We start from the raw sequence: 22471 nt of genomic DNA, 5'->3' as shown, positions 1-22471 counted from the left end.
ATGAATTGCTCGGGTTGAGCATCTTACAGCGAAGCGCCTGCGTTTGCATTTGGACACAAGTTCAATCACAGACCGTCGCGCCGGAACGCGAGTGGCCCGTGCGTGCCCGTCCGCCTGGAGGGCATACCGGAAACCTGGAACGTCTCTTCGAGTCGGGGCAACCTGCTGCATCGCCCGCGACGCGGGGTTACTCCCAGGGTTCCACCGCCGCCTCCTGGGAGAGGAGCTGAACGCATGAGCGCCACGCGACGACCCGCGCAGTTCGACCTCTTCACCGGAGCGCTGGAGGAGCCACCGGCATCGTCGCGGCGCCGGAGCCAGCCGGTAGGGCCGGCCGCGCCATCCGACAGCCTGCGCATGCTCGGCGGCCAGCTGCCTCAAGGCGTGTACCTGGGCACGTCGTCGTGGACCTTCCCGGGCTGGAGCGGGCTCGTCTACGACCACGAGGCCAGCACCACCCAACTGGCGCGCGAGGGTCTGGCCGCCTACGCGCACCACCCGGTGCTGCGCACGGTGGGCATCGACCGGACCTTCTACGCACCGGTGCAGGCCACCACCTTCGCTGAGTATGCCCAGCAAGTGCCGGAGGGCTTCCGCTTCCTGGTGAAGGCGCACGAGGCCTGTACGCTCGCGCGCTTCCCCGTGCACGAGCGCTACGGCGCGCACCGGGGGCAGGTGAACGACCGCTTCCTCCAGGCGGCCTACGCCGCGGATCACGTGGTGGCGCCGTTCCTGGAAGGGTTGGGCGACAAGGCCGGCCCGCTGGTCTTCCAGTTCCCGCCGCAGGACCCGGCGGCGTTGGGAGGCGCCGGCCGCTTCGTGGAGCGGCTGCACGCGTTCTTCTCCGCGCTGCCCCGGGGCCCGCTGTACGCGGTGGAGGTGCGCAACGAGGAGCTGCTCACGGAGGCGTTCGCCCAGGCGCTCGCGGACACGGGCGTGAGCCCGGTGCTCGCGGTGTGGGCCCACATGCCGCCCGTCGCGCGGCAGGCGAAGCTCACGCGCGCCTTCGAGGCCCGCGCGGTGGTGGTGCGCTGGATGCTCCCTCCGAACCTGGGCTACGAGGAGGCCTACGCCCGCTACGCGCCCTTCAACCGGCTGGTGGACGAGGACGCGGGCACCCGCGACGTGCTGGCCCGCGTGTGCATGGCGGCCGTGCGACGGGAGCGTCCCGTCTTCGTCACCATCAACAACAAGGCGGAAGGAAGCGCCCCCCTGTCCGCCGTCCGGCTCGCTGAACGCGTCGTGTCATACAAAGAGGAGAGCGGCCAACGAAGCGCTGCGCACGCAACATGACTTGCGCGTGAGCACGGCCCTTGCTTACGTGAAAGGCCATGATGGCGATGACCGTGGCCGCGCTGTTGATGCAGATGACCTCCGCTGGCGGTGCCGGCTCGGAGGGCAGGCGTGCGGGAAATCAGCTGGACCTGACGGGCTCCCAGCACCCCGGCGGCGTGAAGGAAGAGCTCTCCTCGCTCAAGGGAGAGATCACCAGCCTCAAGGGTCAGTTCCGGCTCGCACGCGAGCGTCAGCGCCTGGCGGCCGAGGAGAAGCAGCGCCAGGAGGAGGCCCGTTACGGTGTCTCGCCGAAAGCCACTCCCGCCCCTGCCGCCGGAGGGACCGGAGCCCCCACCAACACCCGATGAGCTGGGCGCGGTAGAAATTCCGGTCGACGGGAACCTCGACCTGCACCTCTTCCAGCCCCGCGAGGTGAAGGACCTCGTCACCGAGTACGTCTGGGCCTGCCGTCAGAAGGGCGTGCTCGACGTGCGCATCATCCACGGCAAGGGCACGGGCGCGCTGCGGCGCACCGTGCAGTCCCTGCTGCCCACGCTGCCAGAGGTCGAAAGCTTCCAGACGGCCTCCGAGGCGGACGGAGGCTGGGGCGCGACGTGGGTGCGGCTCAAGCCCCTGTGACGGGGCCCGCGTTCACGACAGCCAGAAGTACGCGGAGGCGATGAGGGTGCGCTTCTCCGTCACGCGCGCCTTGTTGGCCAGCTCCGCCATCTGCCGGTCCTTCGAGGCGTAGCGCTTCTCCTCCTCGTTGCGCAGCGACGCCAGCTTGCGGCGGTAGTCACGCTCCATCCGGTCCGAGTGCGCCCGCGCCTTCGCGCGCTCCGCGACGTCCTCGATGCCGGCGACCTCCTTGCGCGCGTCGAACCACGCCTGGCGGGCGGCCTCCACCACCTCGCGCGACTCCATCAGGCAGTCCTCGACGTAGCGGTCCGCGCGCTCCTTGGCCTTGTCCAGCTCCAACGCGTTGCGCCGTTCCGCGGCCCGAATCAGCTCATCCTTGGCGGTCATGAGCGACTGCTCTTGCATGAGCTGGACCGACACCGGCGCGGGCTGCCGGCGCTTCTCCTCCTTGGCGGCGAGCTTCGTGAAGTGGACCCCGTCCGTCAGCGGCAGGGCGCGGAAGCCGCCGTCCCGGTCCTTCACAAGCACCAGGTGGACCAGCTTCTCCTCCGGCTTGAGGCCCGTGGTCTCGAACTTGTAGACGAACCACCAGCCCTCGCTGCCCGCGAGCCGCGCCAGCCGTGACGGCAGCCCCGCCGCGTCCAGCTGCAGGTAGCTGACGGAGTCCTGGGTGCGATCCCGCACCGCGTAGGCGGCCTTGGCCACCTGGAGCCGTCCGGAGGTGCGGCTGCCCAGCACGGAGCCGGTGAGCGCCTTCGCCTCCTGCTGGCGCTTGTTCACGACCTCCTTGGCCTGATCTCCGGCCACGCGCAGCCGGCGGCGCACGTCGCCGTCGAAGCGCTCCAGCACCACGGACCGCATCGACGTCATGCGCTGGGTGATGCTGCCCTCCAGCTCCTCGCGCAGCTTGTCGAAGGCGGCGTTGATGTCCTTGGGATCGCGGCAGGACTGGTAGATGTCCAGCACGCGCCGCTCGAAGTCGACGCCGCTCTCCAGCGCGCCCAGGATCTCGTCGGACGCGCCGAACACGCCGTCAAAGAGGTTGAGCTTCTTCTCCAGGAGCTCGAACAGGCGCGCGTCCGCCGCGTTCTGCCGGTTGAGGAAGTTCAGCACCAGCACGTCGCGCTGCTGGCCGTAGCGGTGGCACCGGCCGATGCGCTGCTCCACGCGCTGCGGGTTCCACGGCAGATCGTAGTTCACCACCAGGTTGCAGAACTGGAGGTTGAGGCCCTCCGCGCCCGCTTCCGTGCAGATGAGGATCTGCGTCTTGTGGCGGAACTCCTCCACCAGCGCCTTGCGCTCCTCGGGCGTGCCGCCGGCGTCGCCGGACAGGAGCGAGATCTTCCCCCTGTAGCCGTGCTCCGACAGCAGGTTGAAGAGGTACTGCTGCGTGCGCTTGGACTCCGTGAAGATGAGCGCCTTCTCCGGCCAGGAGTGAGTGCGCATCACCGCGAAGGTGCGGTCCAGGGCGCGCTTGAGCGCCTCACCCTTGGCGTTGGTGCGGATGGAGTCCGCGAGGTCCGCGTACTGCCGCAGCTCCCAGACCTCCTGCTCCAGCGTGCGGACCTGGGGGGCCTTGGCGGGGTCGTCCGACCACTCCTCGCCTTCCTCCACGTACTGCTTGGCCTCTTCCGGCTCGAAGAGCGCCAGCGCCTGCTGTCCCAGCCGCGCGGCCTCCAGGCGCTTCTGCAGGTTGTCCGACAGCCGCCGCAGCGTGGGCGCGATGGCGAACGTCGAGGAGGCCAGGAGCTTGCGGTAGCACAGCGTCAGGAGCGTCTTCTTGCCCGGCTCGATGGCCGCCACCTCCGAGCGCTGCAGGTACTCGCTGACCTTCTCGTAGAGGTCGTGCTCCTCGGGGGAGGGGAGGAAGTCCTCCACGATGCTGCGGCGGTTGGTGTAGCGGACGTACTCGCGCACCTGGCGGCGCAGCGTGCGCTGGACGACCGGGGCCAGCCGCTCCTTGAGCTCGCACGCGGCGGCCTCCGTCATGCCGCCGCCCTCGTCGGCGCGGAAGCGGCTGCGGAAGGCGTGCTCGGGGCCGAGGATCTGCTCGTCCAGGAGCGACATCAGGCCGAACAGCTCCATCAGGTCGTTCTGGAGCGGCGTGGCGGTGAGTAGCAGCTTGGGGCGGCCCGCCAGCGACGCGCGCAGCGCCTGGCCCGTCTTGTTGTTGGGCCGGTGCGCGTTCCGGAGGCGGTGGGCCTCGTCGATGATGACCAGGTCCCAGGGGATCTCCGCCACGAGCGCGGACTTGTTCGCCGCGAACGGGTGCGAGCAGATGACGGGGAAGGGCTGGTCGAAGCAGTTGTTGTGCTTCTTCACGTCGCGGCCGTCGACGAGGACGCTGTCCAGGTCGAACTTCTCGCGCAATTCTGCATTCCACTGCGCGCGCAGCACCGCGGGGGCCAGGATGAGGATGCGGTTCTTGCCCTCCGCCATCAGCTGGGCCACGACGAGGCCCGCCTCGATGGTCTTCCCCAGGCCCACCTCGTCCGCGAGCATGCAGCCGCCGCGCGACAGCGCGTCCAGCGCGAACATCGCGGCTTCGACCTGGTGGGGGTTGAGGTCCACCTTCGCTTCGGCCAGCGCGTTCGCCAGACGCTGCTGGGTGTCACCGCTGCGCGCGAGCAGTTCCTCGGCGAGGAGCCGCTCGTGGAAGGGCGTCAGCGCCGCCTCCACCAGCTCCTCCGCGGCCTGGGCCGCGATGGCCGCGGCGTCCGCCTCGACTTCCAGCTTCAAACCCCTCGCGACCTCCGCCAAGTCCCGCCTCCCGTCCGGTTTGGAGCGTGCGCGCCTGCGCGCGAACAGTTGAGGCGCGCCATTCTGTGCAGCGATCCGGATCTGTAAAGGGGGTCCTCCCGGAGGCCGAAAAATCGGCCTCCGCGCGATTGGCAAGCGTGCTGTTCGGCGGAGTGATGCATGCGCGCGTGAGCGGTGGAATGTTTCAAAGGGCTTGACGAATGCGCTGGGAGCGCTCAGAGCCGCCCGCGCGCCTTCACGTCCAGGTACACGTTGAGTGCAGCGGCGCCGAACCCGCGAGCCGGAGCGCGCACCACCAGCGCCCCCGCGTCGCGCAGCGTGGTGGCGGTGCGGCGGTACTCGGCCTCCATGCGGGCAGCGGCCTGCCGCGCGTAGGCGGACGTGGCGTCGCCGGGCACGTCCGTGGCGGCGGCCTCCAGGTCCTCGTCCAGGAGCGACGCGACGACGGGCAGGTGCCGGGGGCGCAGGGCCAGCGTGCGCGCGAGCAGCTCGGCGGACGCGTCCGGATCCACCAGGTCGGTGAAGAGCACCACCAGCGCGCGGCGCGTCTGGCGGGCGAAGGCGAAGTCGAACGCGCGGCCGTAGTCGCTCTCCTCCAGGCCGGCCTCCGCGCGGTAGAGGGACTCGGTGATGAGACGCAGGTGCTCCGCCCCCTTTCGCGGAGGCAGGAAGGCGCGCACGTCGCTGGCGAACGCGAGCACGCCCACCACGTCACCCGCGTCCAGGCTCACGCGCGCGAGCCGCAGCGCCGCGTCCACCGCGTGGTCCAGCTTCCTGCGCCCCTGCACCCGGCCCGCCATGTGGCGCCCGCAGTCCAGGAGCAGCAGCACCGGCTGGTTGCGCTCCGGATGCCACGTGCGCACCAGCGTGTGGCCGTGGCGCGCGGAGGACTTCCAGTCGATGTGGCGGTAGTCGTCGCCGGGCCGGTACTCGCGAAGCGACTCGAACTCGCGGCCCTCCATCGACTTGCGCAGGAGCGTGCGCGCGGACACGGCTTCGGACGCACGCGCCAGCGTCAGCGCCTCGCGCGAGAGGGCGCGCAGGTCCGGATACACCTTCACGTCCTGGTCCGCGGGCAGCCGCACCTGCCGCGAGCACAGGCCCAACGGGCCCATCAGGCGCAGATTCACTCCGCCGAAGCGCGCGTCGCCCCGGGAGGGCGGGTGCACCCGGTAGGTGAGCCGCGTGGACGCACCGGCCTCCAGAAGGAAGGGCTGGCGGTGGCCGTGGCTCTCCACGTCCAGGGGCGGCTCGTCGCGCAGCTCGCCGCGCACGGGCCGGTCGATGCGCGAACGCAGCTCCCAGCGCACCGTGTTGTCCACGCCGGAGGAGAGGATGGGCTCCACCTCGCGGCGCACGTCGACGTCGCGGGCGTGCGGCGCGCGCAGGAAGTCCACCGCGCACAGGAGCAGGACGGCCACGTCCACCGCGAGCGCCAGCCACCCGAAGGCGGGGCTCGCCACCGCGAGCGCGGCGGGCACGAGCGCCCCGGCGAACAGCGCCACGGCGAGGCCGCTGGGGACGGGACGCCCGAGGCTCACCGGGGCACTCGCACCCGTTCGAGCATCTGCTTCAGCACGTCGTCCGCGGTGACGCCCTCCACCTCCGCCTCGGCCTTGAGGAGGAGGCGGTGGTTGAGGACGCCCGGCGTCACGGCCTTCACGTCGTCCGGGGTGACGAAGTCGGTGCCCCGGAGCGCCGCGTGCGCCTTGGACGCCGCGAGCAGGGCCTGCGCGGCGCGGGGACTGGCACCGAGCCGCACACGGGGGTGGGCGCGGGTGTCGCGCACCAGTTGCACCACGTACTGGAGGATGGAGTCGTCACACGCGACGCGGGCCGCGCGGTCCTGCAGGTCCGTCAGCGTGGCCGCGTCCAGCACGCGAGACACTTCGGGGGCCCGGCCCTCGCGCTGGTGGAAGCCCCGCAGGAGCGCGGTCTCGGCGTCGCCGTCCGGATAGCCCACGCGCACGCGCATGAGGAACCGGTCGAGCTGCGCCTCGGGGAGGGGATAGGTGCCCTCCAGCTCCAGCGGGTTCTGCGTGGCGACGACGAAGAAGTGCGACGGCAGCGGGTGGGTGGTGCCGTCGATGGTCACCTGCCGCTCCTCCATGGCCTCCAGGAGCGCCGCCTGCGTCTTGGGCGGGGTGCGGTTGATCTCATCCGCGACCAGGACCTCCGTGAAGACAGGGCCCTTGATCAGGCGGAAGGACTGCGACTGCGGCTGGAAGACGTTGGTGCCCAGGATGTCCGCGGGCATCAGGTCCGGCGTGAACTGCACGCGCGAGAAGGACAGGCCCAACGCCCCCGCCATGCTGCGCGCGGTGAGCGTCTTGGCGACCCCGGGCACGCCCTCCAGCAGCACGTGGCCGCGCGCGAGGAAGGCCGTCACCAGGTCGGTCAGCACGCGGGGCTGGCCCACGACAGCCGAGCCCAGCGCGTCGAGGAGGCGGGAGAGGGGCGTGGCGTCGGACATGGTGGCGGGCAAAGGTAGCCCGCCTCCCGTCCGGCGCGGCAGCGAAATCCTCCAGCCCTACTCCTGGCGCTTCAGGCCCATCAGGCCACCCAGCACCGCGATGACGCCGCCGAGGATGCCCAGGAAACAGCCGATGCTCGGCGACGAGTTCATCATCTCCGAGTTGCCGAGCGGCGACGGCACCAGCGTGGTGTCCGAGGAGAGCTTCAGGAACACCAGCGCCCAGACGAGCGTCACCACGCTGCAGAACATCTGCGCACCCCACGGCAGCATGGGGTTCACCCAGGTCATCACCTGCCGCGCGCGCAGGCCCACGAAGACCATGGTCGCGACGGCGAAGAGGAAGGAGATGAACCCCAGGCTGATGAGGCCCAGGAAGTCACCGTCCGCCGCCGTCTCCTTCCACGGCATGAAGCAGGAGAGCACCACCAGCGCCGCGCCCCAGAACGCGATGCGGTCGCCGCCCTCCAGCTCGCGCAGGAACGAGCGCGCGTCGTCCAGCAGGACCTCCGGATCATCGATGGGGGAGCGCGTCGATTCAATCTCGCGCGCCTCGCGGGACCAGGGGTCCGCCGCCGCAGCTCCCACGTCGTCCTCCTCCGCTTCCTCGACGGGGGCGGGGGCCGGGGCGCGGCGGGCGGGGGCACGCGCGGGGGCGGACTTGGCGGCGCGGGCGGGAGCAGGCGCGGCGCGCTGCTGGGCCTTCTCCCGGGCGATGTCATCCATGCTGCGCACGTTGGTGGCGTCGTCGCTCGGCGGCGGCGCGGCGGGGCGGGCGCCCGTCCTGGCGCGCGCCGGGGCGGGGCGTGCGCGAGGCTCCGGAGCGGAGCGGGCCGGGGCTGGCCGCGAGCGCGGCGGAGGACGGATGCCGGTGCTCTCGTCATCGCCGCCGGAGTCTCCCTCGTCCCCGGATCCCCCAAGGAAGGACTCGTCGATGATGTGGTCGCAGTGTGGGCAGATGGCGGTGTCGTCCGCGACCTTGCGATTGCAGCCTGGGCAGTTCAGGGCCGGTGCTCCGGGAGGGGGGAATCGGCCCGGTATTCTCCCGGCCCCGGCGCGCGCCTGTCAAACCTGTTCAATGGCATAACCCCTGGATTTTCGCGGGGAATTGACCTAGCCCCTCCGGACATGGCCCGTCTGCACGCCGCCGTGTCCGCCGGACTCCTCTTCGTGAGCGCCTGTGTCCATCAGGTGCCGCCGCCCCGGCCGGACGAGGATTCGTCCCAGGGGATGAAGCAGATCCAGGACTGGGAGGACCGCCGCTCGCTGGGAGATGGCGAGCTCGTGCGGCTCGCCACCTCCGCGCAGGACGTGGTCGTGCGCGTGCGAGCCCTCCGGGCCCTGGGGCGCATCCAGGACGTGACGACGCTGGACGCCGTCATCGCGGGGCTGACGGCGCCGGACAAGGCCGTGCGCGACGAGGCCGCCTTCGACGCGGGCGAATTCGCGCTGTCGTGGGAGCCACTGCCCGACGATGCGAAGGCCGCGCTCACCGAAGCCCTGGTGCGCGCGGAGGCACTGGAGGTCGAAGGCCCGGTGCGCGTCACGCTGCTGGAGTCCCTGGGCAAGCTGGCCACGCCCGGAGCGCTGGAGGTGCTGACGGCCCGCCTGTCTCCGCCCGAAAACCCCGGAGCCGAGGCCGCCGCGAAGGCGCTGGGAGTGGCGGGGCGCAAGGCGGGCGCGGCGGCGCTGGCGACCGTCCCCCTGGAGGCCATCACCGCGCTGCTGAACGGTCAGCGGCGCGAAGGCGTGCGCTACGCCGGGGCCTATCTGCTGGCGTCGGTGAAGCGTCCGGACGCCGTGGACGCGCTGCGCGCCTGCCTGAGCGATGTGGCGCCCGATGTCGCCGCCCTCTGCGCGAAGGGGCTGGGCGACGTGGGCAGCGCGACCAGCGCCGCCGATTCAAGGGCCCTGGCCGTGCTGCTCGCGAAGGGTGCTCCCCGCGTCTCGGCCGAGGCGGCGCGGTCGTTGGCGAAGCTGTCGGCGAAGTGCCAGGACGGAGCGGCCTGCGAGCCGCTGCTCGCACTGGAAGGCATCCTGCCCCGAGCGAACAAGGTCGCGGAAGGCAACGCGGCGCAAGGTCACGCGTTGCTCGTCGTGGCGCAGCAGGGACTTCCGCCGCGGGGGCGGCCCCTGTTGCAGCGCGTGCGGAGCGCGCTCGCGGAGGCAGACCCTGGCGCGGCCAGCGAGGAGGCCCACGCGGACCTCGCCTGGCTGGACTGCCGGTTCGCGGCGGCGATGGACCGACAGCGGGGCACGCTGGAGCAGGTCCACCACTGCGGCCTTGGCCGCGTCCCCGAGCCCCGCTGGCTCGCGCTGGGGCTGCACGAGGTGGCGCAGTTCAAGGGTGAGCCCGCCACCCCGGCGAAGGCAGGCATCACTCCACCCATCCCCGGCGCGGCCTTCGCGGTGCCCTATCTGGACCACACGAGCCCTCTCGTGCGCGGCGCGGCGGTGGACGCTCTCTCCGAGCGCCCCGTGCCCGAAGCGCTGGCTCCCATGCGCGCGCTCATCGGAGGAGGCGACGCGGTGGTGGCGGGGCTGGCCGCGGCCGCCGCCGGCAAGCTGAAGGACGCCGAGGCGCTGACCGCGGTGAAGGCCCTGGCCGACCGCGTCCCCAAGGAACCGGACCTGGCGGAGGCGGTGGCCAGCGCGCTCGTCGCGTTGCAGGGCCAGGCGGCGGAACCGCGCCTGCGCCAATGGCTCACGCATCCGCACGCCAACGTGCGCCGCATCGCGGCCGAGTCCCTCACGGTGCTCACCGGAGAGCCGGTCCGCTCCGCCCGCGTGGAGCTGCCCCAGGGCACGTACCGGCCGCCGGCCGCGCCTCCGGGCACGACGCTCACGCTGCGCACGCGCAAGGGAGACATCACCGTCCTGTTGGATCCGGACGCGCCGCTCACGGGCGGCAACCTGATGGCGCTCGCGCAGCAGGGCTACTTCCGGGGCATCAGCTTCCACCGCGTGGTGCCGGACTTCGTCGCGCAGGGCGGGGACCCGCGCGGAGACGGGGAGGGCGGTCCCGGCTACTCCATCCGCTGTGAGGTGACGCGCCGGCCGTATGTACGGGGCACGCTGGGAATGGCGCTGTCGGGCAAGGACACCGGCGGCAGCCAGTTCTTCTTCACGCACTCACCACAGCCGCACCTGGACGGCCGCTACACGGCCTTCGGTCAGGTCGTTCAAGGCATGGACGTGGTGGACGCGCTCCAGGAGGGCACGATCATCGACGACGTGCTCGTCGGCATCCGCGCCCCCTGAGGCGGGCCCCCGCGCGTCAGGCCCCGGCGGCGCACGCGGGCACGGGCTGGCCGTTCGCGTCGAGCTTCGCGCCCGTCCAGCGGTGGCTCTCCGCCGCCTCCATCAGCTCCACCTCGCGGCGGATCCGGGCCCACTCCGTCTCCGGCAGGCCCAGGAACGCCTCCGCGAGCAGCGGGTCGAACTGCGTGCCCGCGCAGCGGCGGACCTCGTCGCGCGCCACGCTCATGGGCCGCCCCTTGCGATAGGGCCGGTCCGACGTGATGGCGTCCAGCGTGTCCACCAGGCAGAAGATGCGCGCCCCGATGACGATCTCCTCGCCCGTGAGCCCCAGCGGGTAGCCCTTGCCGTCCCAGCGCTCCTGGTGCTGCAGCACGATGAGCGCCGCCTCATGCAGGTAGGGCATCTTCGCGAGCATCCGGTAGCCGAACTCTGGATGCTGCTTCATCTCCACCCACTCGTCCGGCGTGAGCGGCCCGGGCTTGAGCAGGATGGAGTCCCGCACGCCAATCTTCCCGATGTCGTGCAACAGCGCGCCCTGTTCCACCGTGTCCAGCGCCGCGCCGGTGAGGCCGATCTCCTGCGCCAGCCGCCGCGCGTACAGCGACACGCGCCGCGAGTGCCACTGCGTCTCCGTGTCGCGGTAGTCCAGCGCGCTGATCAGCCCGTCCAGCAGCCCCGTCGTACGCTCGATGATCCGGTGCTCCAGGTCCCGGTTGACGGCCACGAGCTCCGCGTTCTTCTCCGCGACCTCGCGAGTCAGCCGCTCGTTGGCCGCCACCAGCCGGTGGTGCTCGACGGCCTGGCGCACGCTGCTGGTCAGCTCGCTCAGCGCCCACGGCTTGCCCAGGAGCCGGAACACCTCGCCCCGGTTCACCGCCTCCGACGCCGTCTTGAAGTCCGCCGCCGCCGTCAACATCAGCCGCACCGCGCGCGGGTTCTTCTCCCGGAGCGCCGATAACAGCTCGATGCCGTTGAGGTACGGCATCATGAAGTCCGTCAGCACCACGTCGAAGCCCTGCTCCCGCGCCGCCACCACCGGGTCGTTGTGGGTCACGACCTCGTACCCCTCCGCCACGAGGATGCGGGACAGCGCCGCGAGGATGAGCACGTCGTCGTCCACCACGAGGATCCGGGCCATGGGCAGATACGCTCCGAGCGAGTGGGCTGCGTCTTTTCTCAGAGTCTTATAGCCGGTCCATGAGCGGCCAGACAGGCCCCCCCAAGCTTTCCAGTGCCGCTAAACCACTGGAATTCTTGAAGTTTCACTCAAACCCGAGGTCGCTGGACTCCACGTCCTGCTTGCCTGCCCGACGAGCCGTGTTCTATGGTGGCTGCCTACCCGACGTAAATGGCTGTAACCCCTTGGAATTCGGGAGCAATCTCCGATGGCTAGAGCCCCTGAAGGGCCGGTGCCGGTGGTGGTGATGGGGCTGGGGTTCATCGGGCAGGAAATCGCCAGGGCGGCCCTCTCGTCCCCCGAAGTGGAGTTGATTGGCGCGGTGGATCCGCAGCCCACCCTGGTGGGTCGTCCCCTGAGCGACGTGCTCGGGCAGGGCGGACCGCGCTTCAAGGTGTCGGACTCGCTGGAGCGCGCCGTGGGGCGCCGCAAGGGCGTGGTGGTGTTGCACGCCACCGGCTCGCGGCTGGCCCAGGTGATGGATCAGCTGCTGGAGGCGCTGAAGCTGGGCCTGCCGGTGGCCAGCACCTGCGAGGAGCTGGCGTTCGCGCACCTCAAGTACCCCGAGCTGGCGGACAAGCTGGAGCGCGCCGCCCAGAAGGCGGGCGTCGCCATCGTGGGGACGGGCGTGAACCCGGGCTTCGTGCTGGACCGGCTGGTGGCCGTCGCCGGGCAGGTGTGCGGCCCCGTTCGCAAGGTGACGGCCAGCCGGGTGGTGGACGCCCGCACGCGCCGTGAGGCCCTGCAGCGCAAGGTGGGCGCGGGCCTGACGGAGGAGGAGTTCTTCGACCTGGTGGACCGCGAGGAGCTGGGCCACGTGGGGCTGGTGGAGTCCGCGGCGCTGGCGGCGCTGGGGCTGGGGCTGGACTGCGACGACTTCGAGGAGGAGGTCACGCCCGTCTTCGCCGAGGAGGACATCACCGGCGGCGCATTTGTCGTGAAGAAAGGCCGCGTCGCGGGCATGTTCCAGTCCGTGGTGGGTTTGGAGGAGGGGCAGGAGCGGGTCCGCCTGGAGCTCACCATCGCGGTTGGGGCGGACAACCCACGGGATCGCATCGAGATCGACGCGGATCCCAGGCTGGTGCTGGAGATACCGGGGGGAGTGGCGGGTGACCGGGCCACCGCGAATGCGCTGGTGAATGCCGCGCCACGTTTGACCGCAGCGGAGGCCGGGCTCCTGACGGTGCTCGAGCTTCCGTCCGGTCGCTGAAGGTTCATCAGGAGAGGGAAATGCTGGACAAGAACGCGATTGGCCGCGCCTCGCCGCCGACGCTCAACGAGGTGGAGAAGGGCGCCATCCGGCGCTTCGCCGAGGCAATCGGCGACTACAATCCCATCTACTACGACGAGGAGTACGCCCGCGCCTCGGGCTACCCCACCATCGTCGCGCCTCCCACGTTCCCCGCGTCGTTCCATTCCGCCGCGGACCTGCGGGAGCTCTTGGGGGTGGGCATCAAGAGCCTGCTGCACGCGGAACAGGGCTTCGACTACGAGCGGCCCATCTTCGCGGGGGACCGCATCTACGTGTCCACGCGCGTGTCGGACGTCTTCGAGCGTCCGGGCATGTCCGGCAAGATGGACATCGCGGTCATCGAGGACGAGGGCCGTGATGAGGAGGGCAACCTCGTCTTCCGCGCCCGCCGCACCCTGGTGGTGCGTGCCTCCAAGGAGAACGCCTGATGCCCGCGCGCAAGCTCTACTTCGAAGCCATCCGCGTCGGTGACGAGCTGCCGGCCCTGGCCAAGGCCCCGGTGGACCGCGTCCAGCTGTCCCGCTACGCGGGCGCCTCCGGTGACTACAACCCGGTGCACGTGGACGAAATCTACGCCAAGAGCGTGGGCATGCCGTCCGTGTACGCCCCCGGCATGCTCGTCATGGGCATGCTCGGCCAGCTCATCAGCGACTGGGCCCGCGGCGGCCAGCTGCGGCGCTACAACGTCCGCTTCATCAAGATGGTCTGGCCGGGCGACACCGTGGTCTGCAAGGGCCGCGTGAGCGACCGCCACGGCTCCGGCGGCCGGTACTTCGTGGAGATCGACCTCTGGGCGGAGAACCAGAAGGGCGAGCTCGTCATGAAGGGCGGCTCGCAGATCCAGCTCTTCTACTCCCTGGAGGACGAGAACCGGCAGCGCTCCGGCCAGTCCCCCATCGTGGTGGAGGTGCCGCGCGAGAGCCTGGTCGTCCCCGCCCCCGCGGCCTCCGCTCCGGAGTCCGCCTCCCCGGCCCCGGCGCCCGCCCCTGAGCGGGACCGCGACGAGGAGGATGACGAGGACGACGAGGATGCGGACGAGCCCCGCTCCGGCGCCTCGTCCAAGAAGACGGCCCCCCGGGAGAAGCCGGCTGCCAAGACGGCGTCACTTCCCACCGCCAAGAAGGCCAAGAAGTAGGCATTCCCCGGGGGCTTCCCCGCGTCCGCGCCGGTCGCTTCCGACCGTTCGTCAACGCGGGGTGTCATCTTGGGTTGACTCAAAAATCAGTCGACGCCACACTTCTCGCGTCACATGGGCCGCTGACCCTTACTTTTTCCCGCCCTGCGGGAAGCAGGCAGGCAGCGAGCCCCTACGCAGGAGTGGCCATGTCCGCCGGCATCAACACCTACAAGACCGACCTCAGGGAAATCTTCTTCACGCTGTTCGAGCAGTTCGGCTTCGGCCAGGTGGCGGGCCAGGCGCCGTATGACGCCTGGGGGCCGGACGAAGCGAAGGCGGTCCTCACGGAGACGTACCGCTTCGCGCGCGAGGTGCTGGGGCCCCTCAACTCGGTGGGTGACCGCGAGGGCTGCCGGGTGGAGAACGGCTCCGTCTTCACGCCCAAGGGCTTCAAGGACGCGTGGGGCAAGCTCTACGAGCAGGGCTTCAAGACGGTGGCGGTGAGCCCCGACCACGGCGGCCAGGGCGCGCCGATGATGCTCCAGGTGACGGTGGAGGAGATCCTCTCCGGCGCCAACACGGCCTTCAACATGTACCCGGGCCTGGCGTTCGGCGCGGCGGAGGTCATCGCCGAGTGCGGCACGCCCGCGCAGCAGAAGCAGTTCGTGGAGCGCATGCTCAACGGCACCTGGGGCGGCACCATGTGCCTCACGGAGCCGCACGCCGGCTCCGACGTGGGTGCGGCCAAGTCCACCGCGAAGCGCAACGCGGACGGCACCTACAGCATCAAGGGCACGAAGATCTTCATCTCCGGCGGCGACCACGACATGGCCGGGAACATCATCCACCTGGTGCTCGCGCGCATTGAAGGCGCGCCGGCCGGCACCAAGGGCCTGTCGCTGTTCATCGTCCCCAAGCTGCGCATCAACGCGGACGGCTCCGCGGGCCAGTCCAACGACGTCACCGTGGCGTCCATCGAGCACAAGATGGGCATCAACGGCTCCGCGACCTGTGTCCTCAACTTCGGTGAGAACGACGCCTGTCTGGGCGAGCTCGTGGGCACCGTCGAGCACGTGGGCATGAGCCAGATGTTCAAGATGATGAACGGCGCGCGCATCGCCGTGGGCATCCAGGGCGTGAGCCTGGCGTCGGCCGCGTACTACAACGCGCTCGACTACGCGAAGGACCGCAAGCAGGGCTCGCACTTCACCAAGTGGAAGGACCCCACCGCGCCCCGCGCCGCCATCATCGAGCACCCGGACGTGCGCCGCATGCTGCTGGACATCAAGGCGCACGTGGAGGGCATCCGCGCGTTGATCATCAAGCTGGCCATGCACCTGGACAAGGCGAGGCAGCTGACGGGCAAGGATGACGACGCTGCCAGCTATCACAAGGGCCAGGTGGAGGTGCTGACGCCGCTGGTGAAGGCCTACGGCTCGGATCAGGCCTTCCGCCTCTGCGCGCAGGCCATCCAGGTGTACGGCGGCGCCGGCTACATCCAGGACTACCCGGTGGAGCAGTACACGCGCGACTCGAAGATCTTCTCCATCTACGAGGGCACCAACCACATCCAGGCCATGGACCTGGTGGGCCGCAAGATGGGCCAGGCGGGCGGCGCGCACTTCCAGCAGTTCATGGGCGACGTGGGCAGCTTCGTGGAGGCGCACCGCGACCACCCGGTGCTGGGCGAGGCCGTGAAGACGCTGGCCGGCGCGCAGGAAGGCCTGATGTCCAGCGCGATGGCGCTGTTCGGCTGGTCGCAGGACCAGGCCCGCTTCCCGCTCATCCCCCTGTCCGCCAACCGCTTCCTCAACATGATGTCCGAGGTCGCCGTGGGCTGGCTGCTGCTGGACGCGGCCGTCATCGCGGAGAAGGCCGCCGCCAACGTGGCCGCGGACCACCCGGACAAGGCGTTCTACGAGGGCAAGAAGTTCAGCGCCCTGTGGTACGCCCGCAACGTGCTGCCCAACGTGGAGTACGCCGCGCGCCTCATCGCCACCGAGGACACCTCGCCCATGGACATCACCGACGCGGCGTTCGGCGGCGTCTGAGGCGGCCCCTGAGGCACCTGACATGAAGAAGGCCCTCCGGCACGTGAAGCGCCGGGGGGCCTTCTGCTTTTCGCGCCTGTCCGCGCCTAGTTGCCTTCGCGCACGCCGATGGCCAGCTGCGCGAGGCCGGCCTTCTTGGCCAGCTCCATCACCTGCACCACGGTGCCGTGGGGGACGCCCTCGTCCGCCTGCACGATGACCACGGTGTCGGGGTTCTGCTCCTTCGCCTTGTCGAAGGCCTGCTTGAGCTCCGCCTCCGCCACCACGTTGCCCGCGAGCACGAAGCGGCCGTCCGCCAGCACGGCCACGGACAGGTCCGTGGTGCGCGCGGTGACGTCCGCGGCGCCGCCCTTGGGCAGGTTCACCTTGAGGCCCGCCTTGGCGCCGCCGCCCGGGCCCTGCTGGGTGATGACCGAGCTGGTCACCATGAAGATGATGAGCAGCACCAGCATCACGTCCGTCAGCGGCGTGATGTTGATCTCCGCGAAGCCCGCGCCGTCGCCTTCGTCCTCGGACGCGCCGGGCGTCTTTCCCATGGCCATGGTGGGCGTCTCTCCTTACGAGGCGGGCTGCGGATCCGTCCGGGGGACGGGAGGCGGGGTGCTCTCGCGCGGGGGCGTGGTGGCCTCCGGCGCGGGGCCTCCGGAGGCGCGCTCCTTGAGGACCTCCACGAACTCGTCACCCAACAGCCGCAGCTCCACCAGCACCCGGGCCAGCCGGGCCTGGAAGTAGTTGTAGAAGACCATCGCCTGCACGGCGACGAGGATGCCCACGGCGGTGGCGACGAGCGCCTCAGAGATGCCCGTCATCACGGCCGCGGAGCCGCCGGTGCCGCCGGCCTCCACGTCCACGCCCAGGTCCTTGAAGGACCGCATGATGCCGGCCACGGTGCCGAAGAGGCCCACGAAGGGCGTCGTCGAACCGATGGTGGCGAGCAGCCACAGGTTGCGCCGCAGCTTGAGTCCCACCTGGGCGCGCTCGCGCTCCACGGCGGACTCGATGCCGTTGCCCCCGTTGGTGCGGGAGCGCTCCCAGCGGTCGAACCCGGCGAGGAAGATGTCGGCCGCCACGGCGTCGGAGCGCTCGGCGGCGGTGCGGGCGGCGGCCACGTCCCCCCGGAGGAGGTGCTTCTGGACGATCTCCCCCAGGTTGCGGGAGCGCTCGCTCACGCCCCAGAGGGCGATGAGCCGCTCGATGGCCACGCCCAGGGCCACCACGGAGGCGCCCAGGAGGAGGGCGAGGGTGACGCCGCCCAGGCGAAGGTAATGAAGTAGATCGTTCAGGCTCATGATGGATGACCGGGCAGGCGGCCCTGGCTCACACTAGGACATATGAACCGCGCAGCCGCCGCAATCTTCCTGGCCCTCCTCTGTTCTGCCTGCCCCAAACGCCTCGAGTTCGGTCCGGAGGGCCGCATCGAGGACGCCCAGACGCTCTACCAGCACGTGCGCGAGCGGCAGGCGAAGGTGGTGAACCTGGAGGGCGACGCCAAGCTGCACGTGGACTCCCCCCAGGGCAGCGGAACGCTCTCCACCTTCCTCTCCATCACCCGCCCGGCGTACATCCACCTGGAGACGTTCGACTTCTTCAACCGCCCGGTGGCCTCGCTCATCTCCGACGGCGAGCGCTTCGGCGTCTACCAGGCGCGGGAGAACACGTACCTCCAGGGCCCGGCGAGCGCGGAGAACGTGTCCCGCTTCCTGCCCGTCGTCCTGCCGAGCGAGGAGCTGGTCGCGGTGATGCTGGGCCAGGTCCCCCTGCTGCCCCCGGAGTCCATGACCCTGGAGTTGGACGAGAAGGAGCGGGTGTACGTGCTCAAGCTCCAGCGGGGACCCGCCACGCAGACACTGCGCGTGGACCCCAAGCACCTGCGCGTGGTGAAGAGCGAGGTCCGGGGCGTGCCGGGCTATGATCTGGCGTTCGAGGACTTCCAGCAGCGCGGAGATCTGTTCTTTCCGGACAAGGTGCACCTCATCGCCGCCTCGGCGGACACGAAGCTGGACCTGAAATACACCGACATCCGCCTCAACGGCCGGCCGGACCTGTCGCTCTACGAGCTGGCCGCTCCCGAGGGGGCGAAGGTGGTGAACGTCGACGCGCGGGGCCAGGAGGTCCACTCGGAGGGGCCGGTGTCTCAGCCGCCCCCCGCGCCGGGTTCCTGAGCTTCCAGGCGTTGAAAGGAAGCGCCCCGGCTCAAACCGGGTACTATGGCGCGCACGACATGGCACAGATCAAGCTTGGAGAACTGCTGATCAAGGCAAACGTCCTGCAGGAGAGCCAGCTCAAGGCGGCGCTCGCCGAGCAGGCCAAGTGGGGCGGGAAGCTGGGCGAGATCCTCGTCCGGATGAACCTCGTCTCCGAGGACATCCTCGTGCGCGCCCTGTCGAAGCAGCTCGGCATGCCGGCGGTGAACCTGGACTCCGTGCAGATGGTGCCGCCGCACGTGAAGGCCAAGATTCCGGCGCAGACGGCCCGCGACTTCTCTGTCGTGCCGCTGCAGCTGCGCGACGACGGCAAGACGCTGGTGGTCGCCATGTCGGACCCGCTCAACGTGCGCGTGCTGGACGAGCTGCGGGCCCTGTCCAAGTGCCGCATCGTGGCCAACGTGGCGGGGCGCACCTCCGTGGCGCGGGCGTTCGCGCGCCTCTACGAGGAGACGGCGGAGCTGGAGGACGCGGACACCAACTTCAAGGTGGTGGACGCGCAGGGCCGCACCGTCGTGAAGAACCTCAAGGACCTGGACCCGGCCGCCGCGGTGGCCATGTCCCCCAAGCCCGCCGCCGCGCCGCCGCCCCGTCAGGCGCCTCCGCAGGAGGCGCCCCGCGCGGCGTCCGGAAGCCCCGCGGAGCTGCTCAAGAGCGTGGAGGAGGTCCAGCGCAAGGAGGTCGCGGCGCTGAAGGCCATGGTGGAGCTGCTCATCGAGAAGGGCGTTTTCTCTCGCGAGGAATACCTCGCCAAGGTCAAGCGGTAGCCCCCGGCCATGCGCAAGAAGATTGGTGAGCTCCTCGTCCAGGCCGGAGTGGTGACGGACGAGCAGGTGAAGCAGGCCCTGGCCTCCGGACGTCGCGGGCAGGGACGCAAGCTGGGGGAGGTGCTGGTGTCCATGGGCCTGTGCACGGGCCAGGACATCGCGCGGGCGCTGGCGGCGCAGCACGAGCTGCCGTTCGTGAAGCTCCCCGAGTACATCCCGCACGGGGTGTCGTCGCTGGTGTCCATGGACTTCCAGACGGAGCACCGGGTGCTCCTCTTCGCCGCGGAGCAGGACGGCCGCAGCGAGAAGATCCACGTCGCGGTGGAGGACCCGGGCAACCTGATGCTGGTGGACGAGCTGCGCTTCCAGCTGCGCAAGCCGCTCAAGGTGTTCGTCGCCGCGTCGGACGACCTGGAGCAGGCGCTCTCGCGCGGCCGGGGCGAGCCGCTGGACATCGTGGAGGCTGAACCCATGGACATGGACGAGGACGATTCGCCGGACATCCTGCCGTCGCCCCCGCCGGCCGCCGCGCGCCCGCCCGCGCCGCCGCGCCCGCCCGCGCCGCCGCTGGACTGGGACCTGCCTCCGCCGCCGCCCCATGACTCCTCCACGGACGGCGCGGAGGTGCTCGAGGACATCCTGGGCTCCACGCCCCGTCCCAAGGCCCCGCGTCCTCCGCCCCCGCCCGCCGCGGCCCGTCCGCCGCCACCCCCGCCTCCCTCGGAGCCGGAGGACCCGAGCAAGCCGCGCGTGCCGGTGGTGCTCTTCGGCGGCGCCGCGCAGGGCGTGAAGCCGTCCGTGGCCCTCACGCCCAAGCCGGACTTCTCCGAGGAGGACCTGGCGGTGCTGGACGACATCGACCGCATCTCGCGCGGCGAGGAGGCCAGCCTGGACACGGAGAAGGTGAAGCCCGCGCGCATGGTCGCGAGCCTCATCCGCCTGCTCATCCGCAAGGGGCTCATCCAGGAGGCGGAGTTCCTGGAGGAGCTGGCCCAGAAGTGACCGGTGCCGCGCCGTCCCCCGGGGCCCCGGCCCCGCTCCTGGACGTGCGGGGGCTCGTCACCCAGCTGTCGCTCCCGCGCGGCACGGTGCGCGCGGTGGACGGCGTGTCCTTCACCGTTCCTCCCGGCGGCACGCTCGGGGTGGTGGGGGAGAGCGGCTGCGGCAAGAGCCTCACGGCGCTGTCGGTGATGCGGCTCGTCCCCCAGCCACCTGGCCGCGTGGTGGGCGGCGAGGTGCGCTTCCGGGGCGAGGACCTGCTGGCCCTGCCGGAGAAGGAGATGCGCCGCGTGCGCGGGCGGCACGTGGCCATGGTCTTCCAGGAGCCCATGACGTCGCTCAACCCGGTGTTCACCGTGGGCGAGCAGATTGGCGAGGGCGTCCGGCTGCACCTGGGCGCCACCAGGGCGCAGGCCCGCGAGCGCGCGGTGGAGATGCTCCGGCAGGTGGGCATCCCGGCGCCCGGCGAGCGCGTGGATGCGTATCCGCACCAGCTCTCCGGCGGCATGCGCCAGCGCGTGATGATCGCCATGGCGCTCGCGTGTGATCCGGCGCTGCTCATCGCGGACGAGCCCACCACGGCGCTGGACGTCACCATCCAGGCGCAGATCCTGGAGCTGCTCAAGCGCCTCCAGGCCGAGCGCCACATGGCGGTGATGCTGATCACCCACGACCTGGGCGTGGTGGCGGGGAGCTGCGACGCGGTGGTGGTGATGTACGCGGGCCGCATCGTGGAGCAGGCCCCGGTGCGCGAGCTGTTCGCGCGGCCCGCGCACCCGTACACGGCGGGCCTCCTGCGCTCCATCCCGTCGCTGCACGACGCGGGCGCGGCGGCGGACGGCGGGCGTCAGCGGCTGAAGGCCATTCCCGGCATGGTGCCGTCGCTCACCGCGCTGCCGTCCGGCTGCGCGTACCGGGACCGCTGCGACCGCGCCTCGGAGCTGTGCGCCCGCGTCACGCCCGTGCTGGAGCCGAAGCGCGGAGGCCAGTCCGCCGCCTGCCACCACCCGGTGCCCGCGCCATGAGCGAACCCCTGGTCCAGGTGCGCGACCTCAAGGTCCACTTCCCGGTGAAGGGCGGGTGGCTGGGGCGAACGCGCGGCACGGTGCGCGCGGTGGACGGCGTGTCCTTCGACGTCGCCCGGGGCGAGACGCTGGGCCTGGTGGGGGAGAGCGGCTGCGGCAAGAGCACCCTGGGGCGCGCGGTGCTGCGCCTCCTCGACCCGACCTCCGGCTCCATCCGCGTGGCCGGGCGCGAGCTGACCGGGCTGTCCCAGCGCGAGCTGCGCCCGCTGCGCCGGCAGATGCAGCTCGTCTTCCAGGACCCGTACGCATCGCTCAACCCGCGCATGATGGTGGGCGACATCCTCGCGGAGCCCTTCGCCATCCACGGGCTCGCGAAGGGCAAGGCTCGCGAGGACGAGGTGCTGGCGCTGCTCGACGCCATGGGGCTGCCCCGCGAGGCGCGGCACCGCTACCCGCACGAGTTCTCCGGAGGCCAGCGTCAACGCATCGGCATCGCACGTGCCATCGCGTTGCGTCCGGACCTGGTGGTGGCGGACGAGCCCATCAGCGCGCTGGACGTCTCCATCCAGGCGCAGATCGTCAACCTGCTGGTGGACCTGCAGCGCGAGCGCGGGCTGACCTACGTCTTCATCGCGCACGACCTGAAGATCGTGGAGTACGTGTCCACGCGCGTGGCGGTGATGTACCTGGGCCGCATCGTGGAGGTCGCGCCGTCGCGGGCGCTGTACGCAGGTCCCCGCCATCCGTACACGCAGGCCCTGCTGTCCGCGGTGCCGGTGCCGGATCCGGAGCGTCCCCGGGCCCGGCTGCTCCTGCCGGGCGAGCCGCCTTCGCCCCTGTCTCCGCCGTCCGGCTGCGCCTTCCATCCGCGCTGCCCGCATGCGATGGAGCGCTGCCGCCTTGAATCACCGCCGCTGTATCCCCTGGGGGGAGGCCATGCCGCGGCGTGCTTCCTGGCCGAAGGGGATTCGCGCGACATGCAGCACGGGCCCGCTGTTTCCGCGTCCGGAGGAGGTGCCGGTGTTCTGGCTCAGCCATCATCACGCGGATGAGTACAACCGCACGTACCTGCTCGCGGGCGCGCGCGTGTGCGCGCGGTGCCTGGGCACGTACCCGGTGCTCGCCGCCGTCTTCGTCGGGCTGTTCGCGCTGAAGGCGCCGCTCCAGTGGGAGTGGGACGTGCCGGTGGTGCTGGCGCTCACGCTGCCCGCGCTCGGGGACTGGGCGGTGGGACGCTTCCGGCCCGCTTCCGGTTCCAACGCGGTGCGCACGTTGACGGGCGTCCTGCTGGGGCTGGCTCTTGGCCGCTCGCTGTACGTCCATGTGCAGCGCCCGCTACCGGCGGTGCTGCTGGCGCAGGCACTTCTGGTGACAGCGGTTGCCGTCCCTGTCATTCTCGCCACTTACCGGCGGCCACGGCCGGAATAGACCTTTCGCGCGCGGCTGTCCGTTACAGGCCGTGGGCGGTGAA

21 protein-coding genes are annotated in these 22471 nt (G+C 70.9%); 14 read left to right on the top strand and 7 right to left on the bottom strand.

All coding sequences use genetic code 11. The features are described 5' to 3' along the window. The first annotated feature begins 234 nt into the window (after positions 1 to 234). The 3 genes from KYK13_RS23725 to KYK13_RS23715 are packed head-to-tail and all read left to right on the top strand — an operon-like array spanning position 235 to position 1914. Positions 235 to 1293, top strand: coding sequence for a DUF72 domain-containing protein (locus KYK13_RS23725; protein WP_223633665.1), 1059 nt, complete (start codon positions 235 to 237; stop codon positions 1291 to 1293). Between the two features lie 38 nt (positions 1294 to 1331). Then, a complete protein-coding gene (locus KYK13_RS23720) occupies positions 1332 to 1643 on the top strand; it encodes a hypothetical protein (RefSeq protein ID WP_223633663.1) in 312 nt (103 codons plus the stop codon). Further along, on the top strand, positions 1576 to 1914 hold the full coding sequence (locus KYK13_RS23715) for a Smr/MutS family protein (protein ID WP_223633660.1): 339 nt from the start codon (positions 1576 to 1578) through the stop codon (positions 1912 to 1914). Before KYK13_RS23720 ends, KYK13_RS23715 begins: the two co-directional genes overlap by 68 nt. A gap of 12 nt (positions 1915 to 1926) precedes the next feature. Here the strand turns inward: KYK13_RS23715 and KYK13_RS23710 are convergent, their stop codons facing one another. The 4 genes from KYK13_RS23710 to KYK13_RS23695 form a co-directional block, all read right to left on the bottom strand. Next, positions 1927 to 4647, bottom strand: coding sequence for an SNF2-related protein (locus KYK13_RS23710; RefSeq protein WP_223646729.1), 2721 nt, complete (start codon positions 4645 to 4647; stop codon positions 1927 to 1929). Positions 4648 to 4889: 242 nt separating this feature from the next. Further along, positions 4890 to 6215 (bottom strand): DUF58 domain-containing protein, encoded by a 1326-nt coding sequence (locus KYK13_RS23705; protein ID WP_223633657.1) that lies wholly within the window; start codon positions 6213 to 6215, stop codon positions 4890 to 4892. After that, on the bottom strand, positions 6212 to 7147 hold the full coding sequence (locus KYK13_RS23700; RefSeq protein ID WP_370645439.1) for an AAA family ATPase: 936 nt from the start codon (positions 7145 to 7147) through the stop codon (positions 6212 to 6214). The genes KYK13_RS23705 and KYK13_RS23700 overlap by 4 nt, the downstream gene beginning before the upstream one ends. Positions 7148 to 7204: 57 nt before the next feature. Next, on the bottom strand, positions 7205 to 7873 hold the full coding sequence (locus KYK13_RS23695) for a hypothetical protein (RefSeq protein WP_223646728.1): 669 nt from the start codon (positions 7871 to 7873) through the stop codon (positions 7205 to 7207). A 402-nt stretch (positions 7874 to 8275) separates the two neighbouring features. On the opposite strand from KYK13_RS23695, the gene KYK13_RS23690 reads away from it, so the two are divergent. Beyond that, the gene (locus KYK13_RS23690) at positions 8276 to 10408 is read left to right on the top strand and encodes a peptidylprolyl isomerase (protein WP_223633651.1); all 2133 of its coding nucleotides are present in this window, start codon (positions 8276 to 8278) and stop codon (positions 10406 to 10408) included. Positions 10409 to 10424: 16 nt separating this feature from the next. Here the strand turns inward: KYK13_RS23690 and KYK13_RS23685 are convergent, their stop codons facing one another. After that, positions 10425 to 11546: an HD domain-containing phosphohydrolase gene (locus KYK13_RS23685; RefSeq protein ID WP_223633648.1), complete on the bottom strand. Its 1122-nt coding sequence runs from the start codon at positions 11544 to 11546 to the stop codon at positions 10425 to 10427. A 247-nt stretch (positions 11547 to 11793) separates the two neighbouring features. Here KYK13_RS23685 and KYK13_RS23680 point away from each other — a divergent pair, with 247 nt between their 5' ends. The 4 genes from KYK13_RS23680 to KYK13_RS23665 all read left to right on the top strand — a co-directional run bounded on the left by KYK13_RS23680 (position 11794) and on the right by KYK13_RS23665 (position 16005). Then, positions 11794 to 12795, top strand: a complete 1002-nt coding sequence (locus tag KYK13_RS23680; protein WP_223633646.1) for a dihydrodipicolinate reductase — start codon at positions 11794 to 11796, stop codon at positions 12793 to 12795. Between the two features lie 20 nt (positions 12796 to 12815). Next, positions 12816 to 13265, top strand: coding sequence for a MaoC family dehydratase N-terminal domain-containing protein (locus tag KYK13_RS23675; protein WP_223633644.1), 450 nt, complete (start codon positions 12816 to 12818; stop codon positions 13263 to 13265). After that, on the top strand, positions 13265 to 13972 hold the full coding sequence (locus tag KYK13_RS23670; protein WP_223633642.1) for a MaoC family dehydratase: 708 nt from the start codon (positions 13265 to 13267) through the stop codon (positions 13970 to 13972). Before KYK13_RS23675 ends, KYK13_RS23670 begins: the two co-directional genes overlap by 1 nt. A 188-nt stretch (positions 13973 to 14160) precedes the next feature. Next, positions 14161 to 16005, top strand: coding sequence for an acyl-CoA dehydrogenase (locus tag KYK13_RS23665; protein ID WP_223633640.1), 1845 nt, complete (start codon positions 14161 to 14163; stop codon positions 16003 to 16005). A gap of 86 nt (positions 16006 to 16091) precedes the next feature. Here KYK13_RS23665 and KYK13_RS23660 read toward each other — a convergent pair whose 3' ends face one another. Then, positions 16092 to 16547, bottom strand: a complete 456-nt coding sequence (locus tag KYK13_RS23660) for a biopolymer transporter ExbD (protein WP_223633638.1) — start codon at positions 16545 to 16547, stop codon at positions 16092 to 16094. Positions 16548 to 16562: 15 nt separating this feature from the next. Next, complete coding sequence (locus tag KYK13_RS23655) at positions 16563 to 17294, bottom strand: MotA/TolQ/ExbB proton channel family protein (RefSeq protein WP_223633636.1); 732 nt, start codon at positions 17292 to 17294, stop codon at positions 16563 to 16565. Positions 17295 to 17336: 42 nt separating this feature from the next. Here KYK13_RS23655 and KYK13_RS23650 point away from each other — a divergent pair, with 42 nt between their 5' ends. From KYK13_RS23650 to KYK13_RS23625, 6 genes are read left to right on the top strand one after another with little or no spacing between them, the layout of a single operon-like run. Beyond that, complete coding sequence (locus KYK13_RS23650; RefSeq protein WP_223633634.1) at positions 17337 to 18167, top strand: DUF4292 domain-containing protein; 831 nt, start codon at positions 17337 to 17339, stop codon at positions 18165 to 18167. A gap of 59 nt (positions 18168 to 18226) precedes the next feature. Beyond that, on the top strand, positions 18227 to 18976 hold the full coding sequence (locus KYK13_RS23645; RefSeq protein WP_223633632.1) for a general secretion pathway protein GspE: 750 nt from the start codon (positions 18227 to 18229) through the stop codon (positions 18974 to 18976). 9 nt (positions 18977 to 18985) lie between these two features. Further along, positions 18986 to 19978 carry a general secretion pathway protein GspE gene (locus KYK13_RS23640; RefSeq protein WP_223633628.1) on the top strand — a complete coding sequence of 331 codons (993 nt, stop codon included), beginning with the start codon at positions 18986 to 18988 and terminating at the stop codon, positions 19976 to 19978. After that, positions 19975 to 21000, top strand: a complete 1026-nt coding sequence (locus tag KYK13_RS23635) for an ABC transporter ATP-binding protein (protein WP_223633625.1) — start codon at positions 19975 to 19977, stop codon at positions 20998 to 21000. Before KYK13_RS23640 ends, KYK13_RS23635 begins: the two co-directional genes overlap by 4 nt. Beyond that, complete coding sequence (locus KYK13_RS23630; RefSeq protein WP_223633622.1) at positions 20997 to 22052, top strand: ABC transporter ATP-binding protein; 1056 nt, start codon at positions 20997 to 20999, stop codon at positions 22050 to 22052. The genes KYK13_RS23635 and KYK13_RS23630 overlap by 4 nt, the downstream gene beginning before the upstream one ends. Beyond that, positions 22021 to 22428: a DUF2085 domain-containing protein gene (locus tag KYK13_RS23625; protein WP_223633620.1), complete on the top strand. Its 408-nt coding sequence runs from the start codon at positions 22021 to 22023 to the stop codon at positions 22426 to 22428. The genes KYK13_RS23630 and KYK13_RS23625 overlap by 32 nt, the downstream gene beginning before the upstream one ends. Positions 22429 to 22471: the final 43 nt, after the last annotated feature.

Origin of the sequence: Corallococcus sp. EGB (genome assembly GCF_019968905.1) — a bacterium.
Classification (GTDB): Bacteria; Myxococcota; Myxococcia; order Myxococcales; family Myxococcaceae; genus Corallococcus.
This window is presented reverse-complemented; position numbering and strand designations above follow the sequence as displayed.

Bases quoted from the DNA above. Each gene is read 5' to 3' on its own strand.
- KYK13_RS23725 (WP_223633665.1), top strand. From the start codon at position 235: ATGAGCGCCACGCGACGACCCGCGCAGTTCGACCTCTTCACCGGAGCG.
- KYK13_RS23720 (WP_223633663.1), top strand. From the start codon at position 1,332: ATGATGGCGATGACCGTGGCCGCGCTGTTGATGCAGATGACCTCCGCT.
- KYK13_RS23700 (WP_370645439.1), bottom strand. From the start codon at position 7,147: ATGTCCGACGCCACGCCCCTCTCCCGCCTCCTCGACGCGCTGGGCTCG.
- KYK13_RS23695 (WP_223646728.1), bottom strand. From the start codon at position 7,873: ATGGATGACATCGCCCGGGAGAAGGCCCAGCAGCGCGCCGCGCCTGCT.
- KYK13_RS23690 (WP_223633651.1), top strand. From the start codon at position 8,276: ATGGCCCGTCTGCACGCCGCCGTGTCCGCCGGACTCCTCTTCGTGAGC.
- KYK13_RS23685 (WP_223633648.1), bottom strand. From the start codon at position 11,546: ATGGCCCGGATCCTCGTGGTGGACGACGACGTGCTCATCCTCGCGGCG.
- KYK13_RS23680 (WP_223633646.1), top strand. From the start codon at position 11,794: ATGGCTAGAGCCCCTGAAGGGCCGGTGCCGGTGGTGGTGATGGGGCTG.
- KYK13_RS23675 (WP_223633644.1), top strand. From the start codon at position 12,816: ATGCTGGACAAGAACGCGATTGGCCGCGCCTCGCCGCCGACGCTCAAC.
- KYK13_RS23670 (WP_223633642.1), top strand. From the start codon at position 13,265: ATGCCCGCGCGCAAGCTCTACTTCGAAGCCATCCGCGTCGGTGACGAG.
- KYK13_RS23665 (WP_223633640.1), top strand. From the start codon at position 14,161: ATGTCCGCCGGCATCAACACCTACAAGACCGACCTCAGGGAAATCTTC.
- KYK13_RS23660 (WP_223633638.1), bottom strand. From the start codon at position 16,547: ATGGCCATGGGAAAGACGCCCGGCGCGTCCGAGGACGAAGGCGACGGC.
- KYK13_RS23655 (WP_223633636.1), bottom strand. From the start codon at position 17,294: ATGAGCCTGAACGATCTACTTCATTACCTTCGCCTGGGCGGCGTCACC.
- KYK13_RS23650 (WP_223633634.1), top strand. From the start codon at position 17,337: ATGAACCGCGCAGCCGCCGCAATCTTCCTGGCCCTCCTCTGTTCTGCC.
- KYK13_RS23645 (WP_223633632.1), top strand. From the start codon at position 18,227: ATGGCACAGATCAAGCTTGGAGAACTGCTGATCAAGGCAAACGTCCTG.
- KYK13_RS23640 (WP_223633628.1), top strand. From the start codon at position 18,986: ATGCGCAAGAAGATTGGTGAGCTCCTCGTCCAGGCCGGAGTGGTGACG.
- KYK13_RS23630 (WP_223633622.1), top strand. From the start codon at position 20,997: ATGAGCGAACCCCTGGTCCAGGTGCGCGACCTCAAGGTCCACTTCCCG.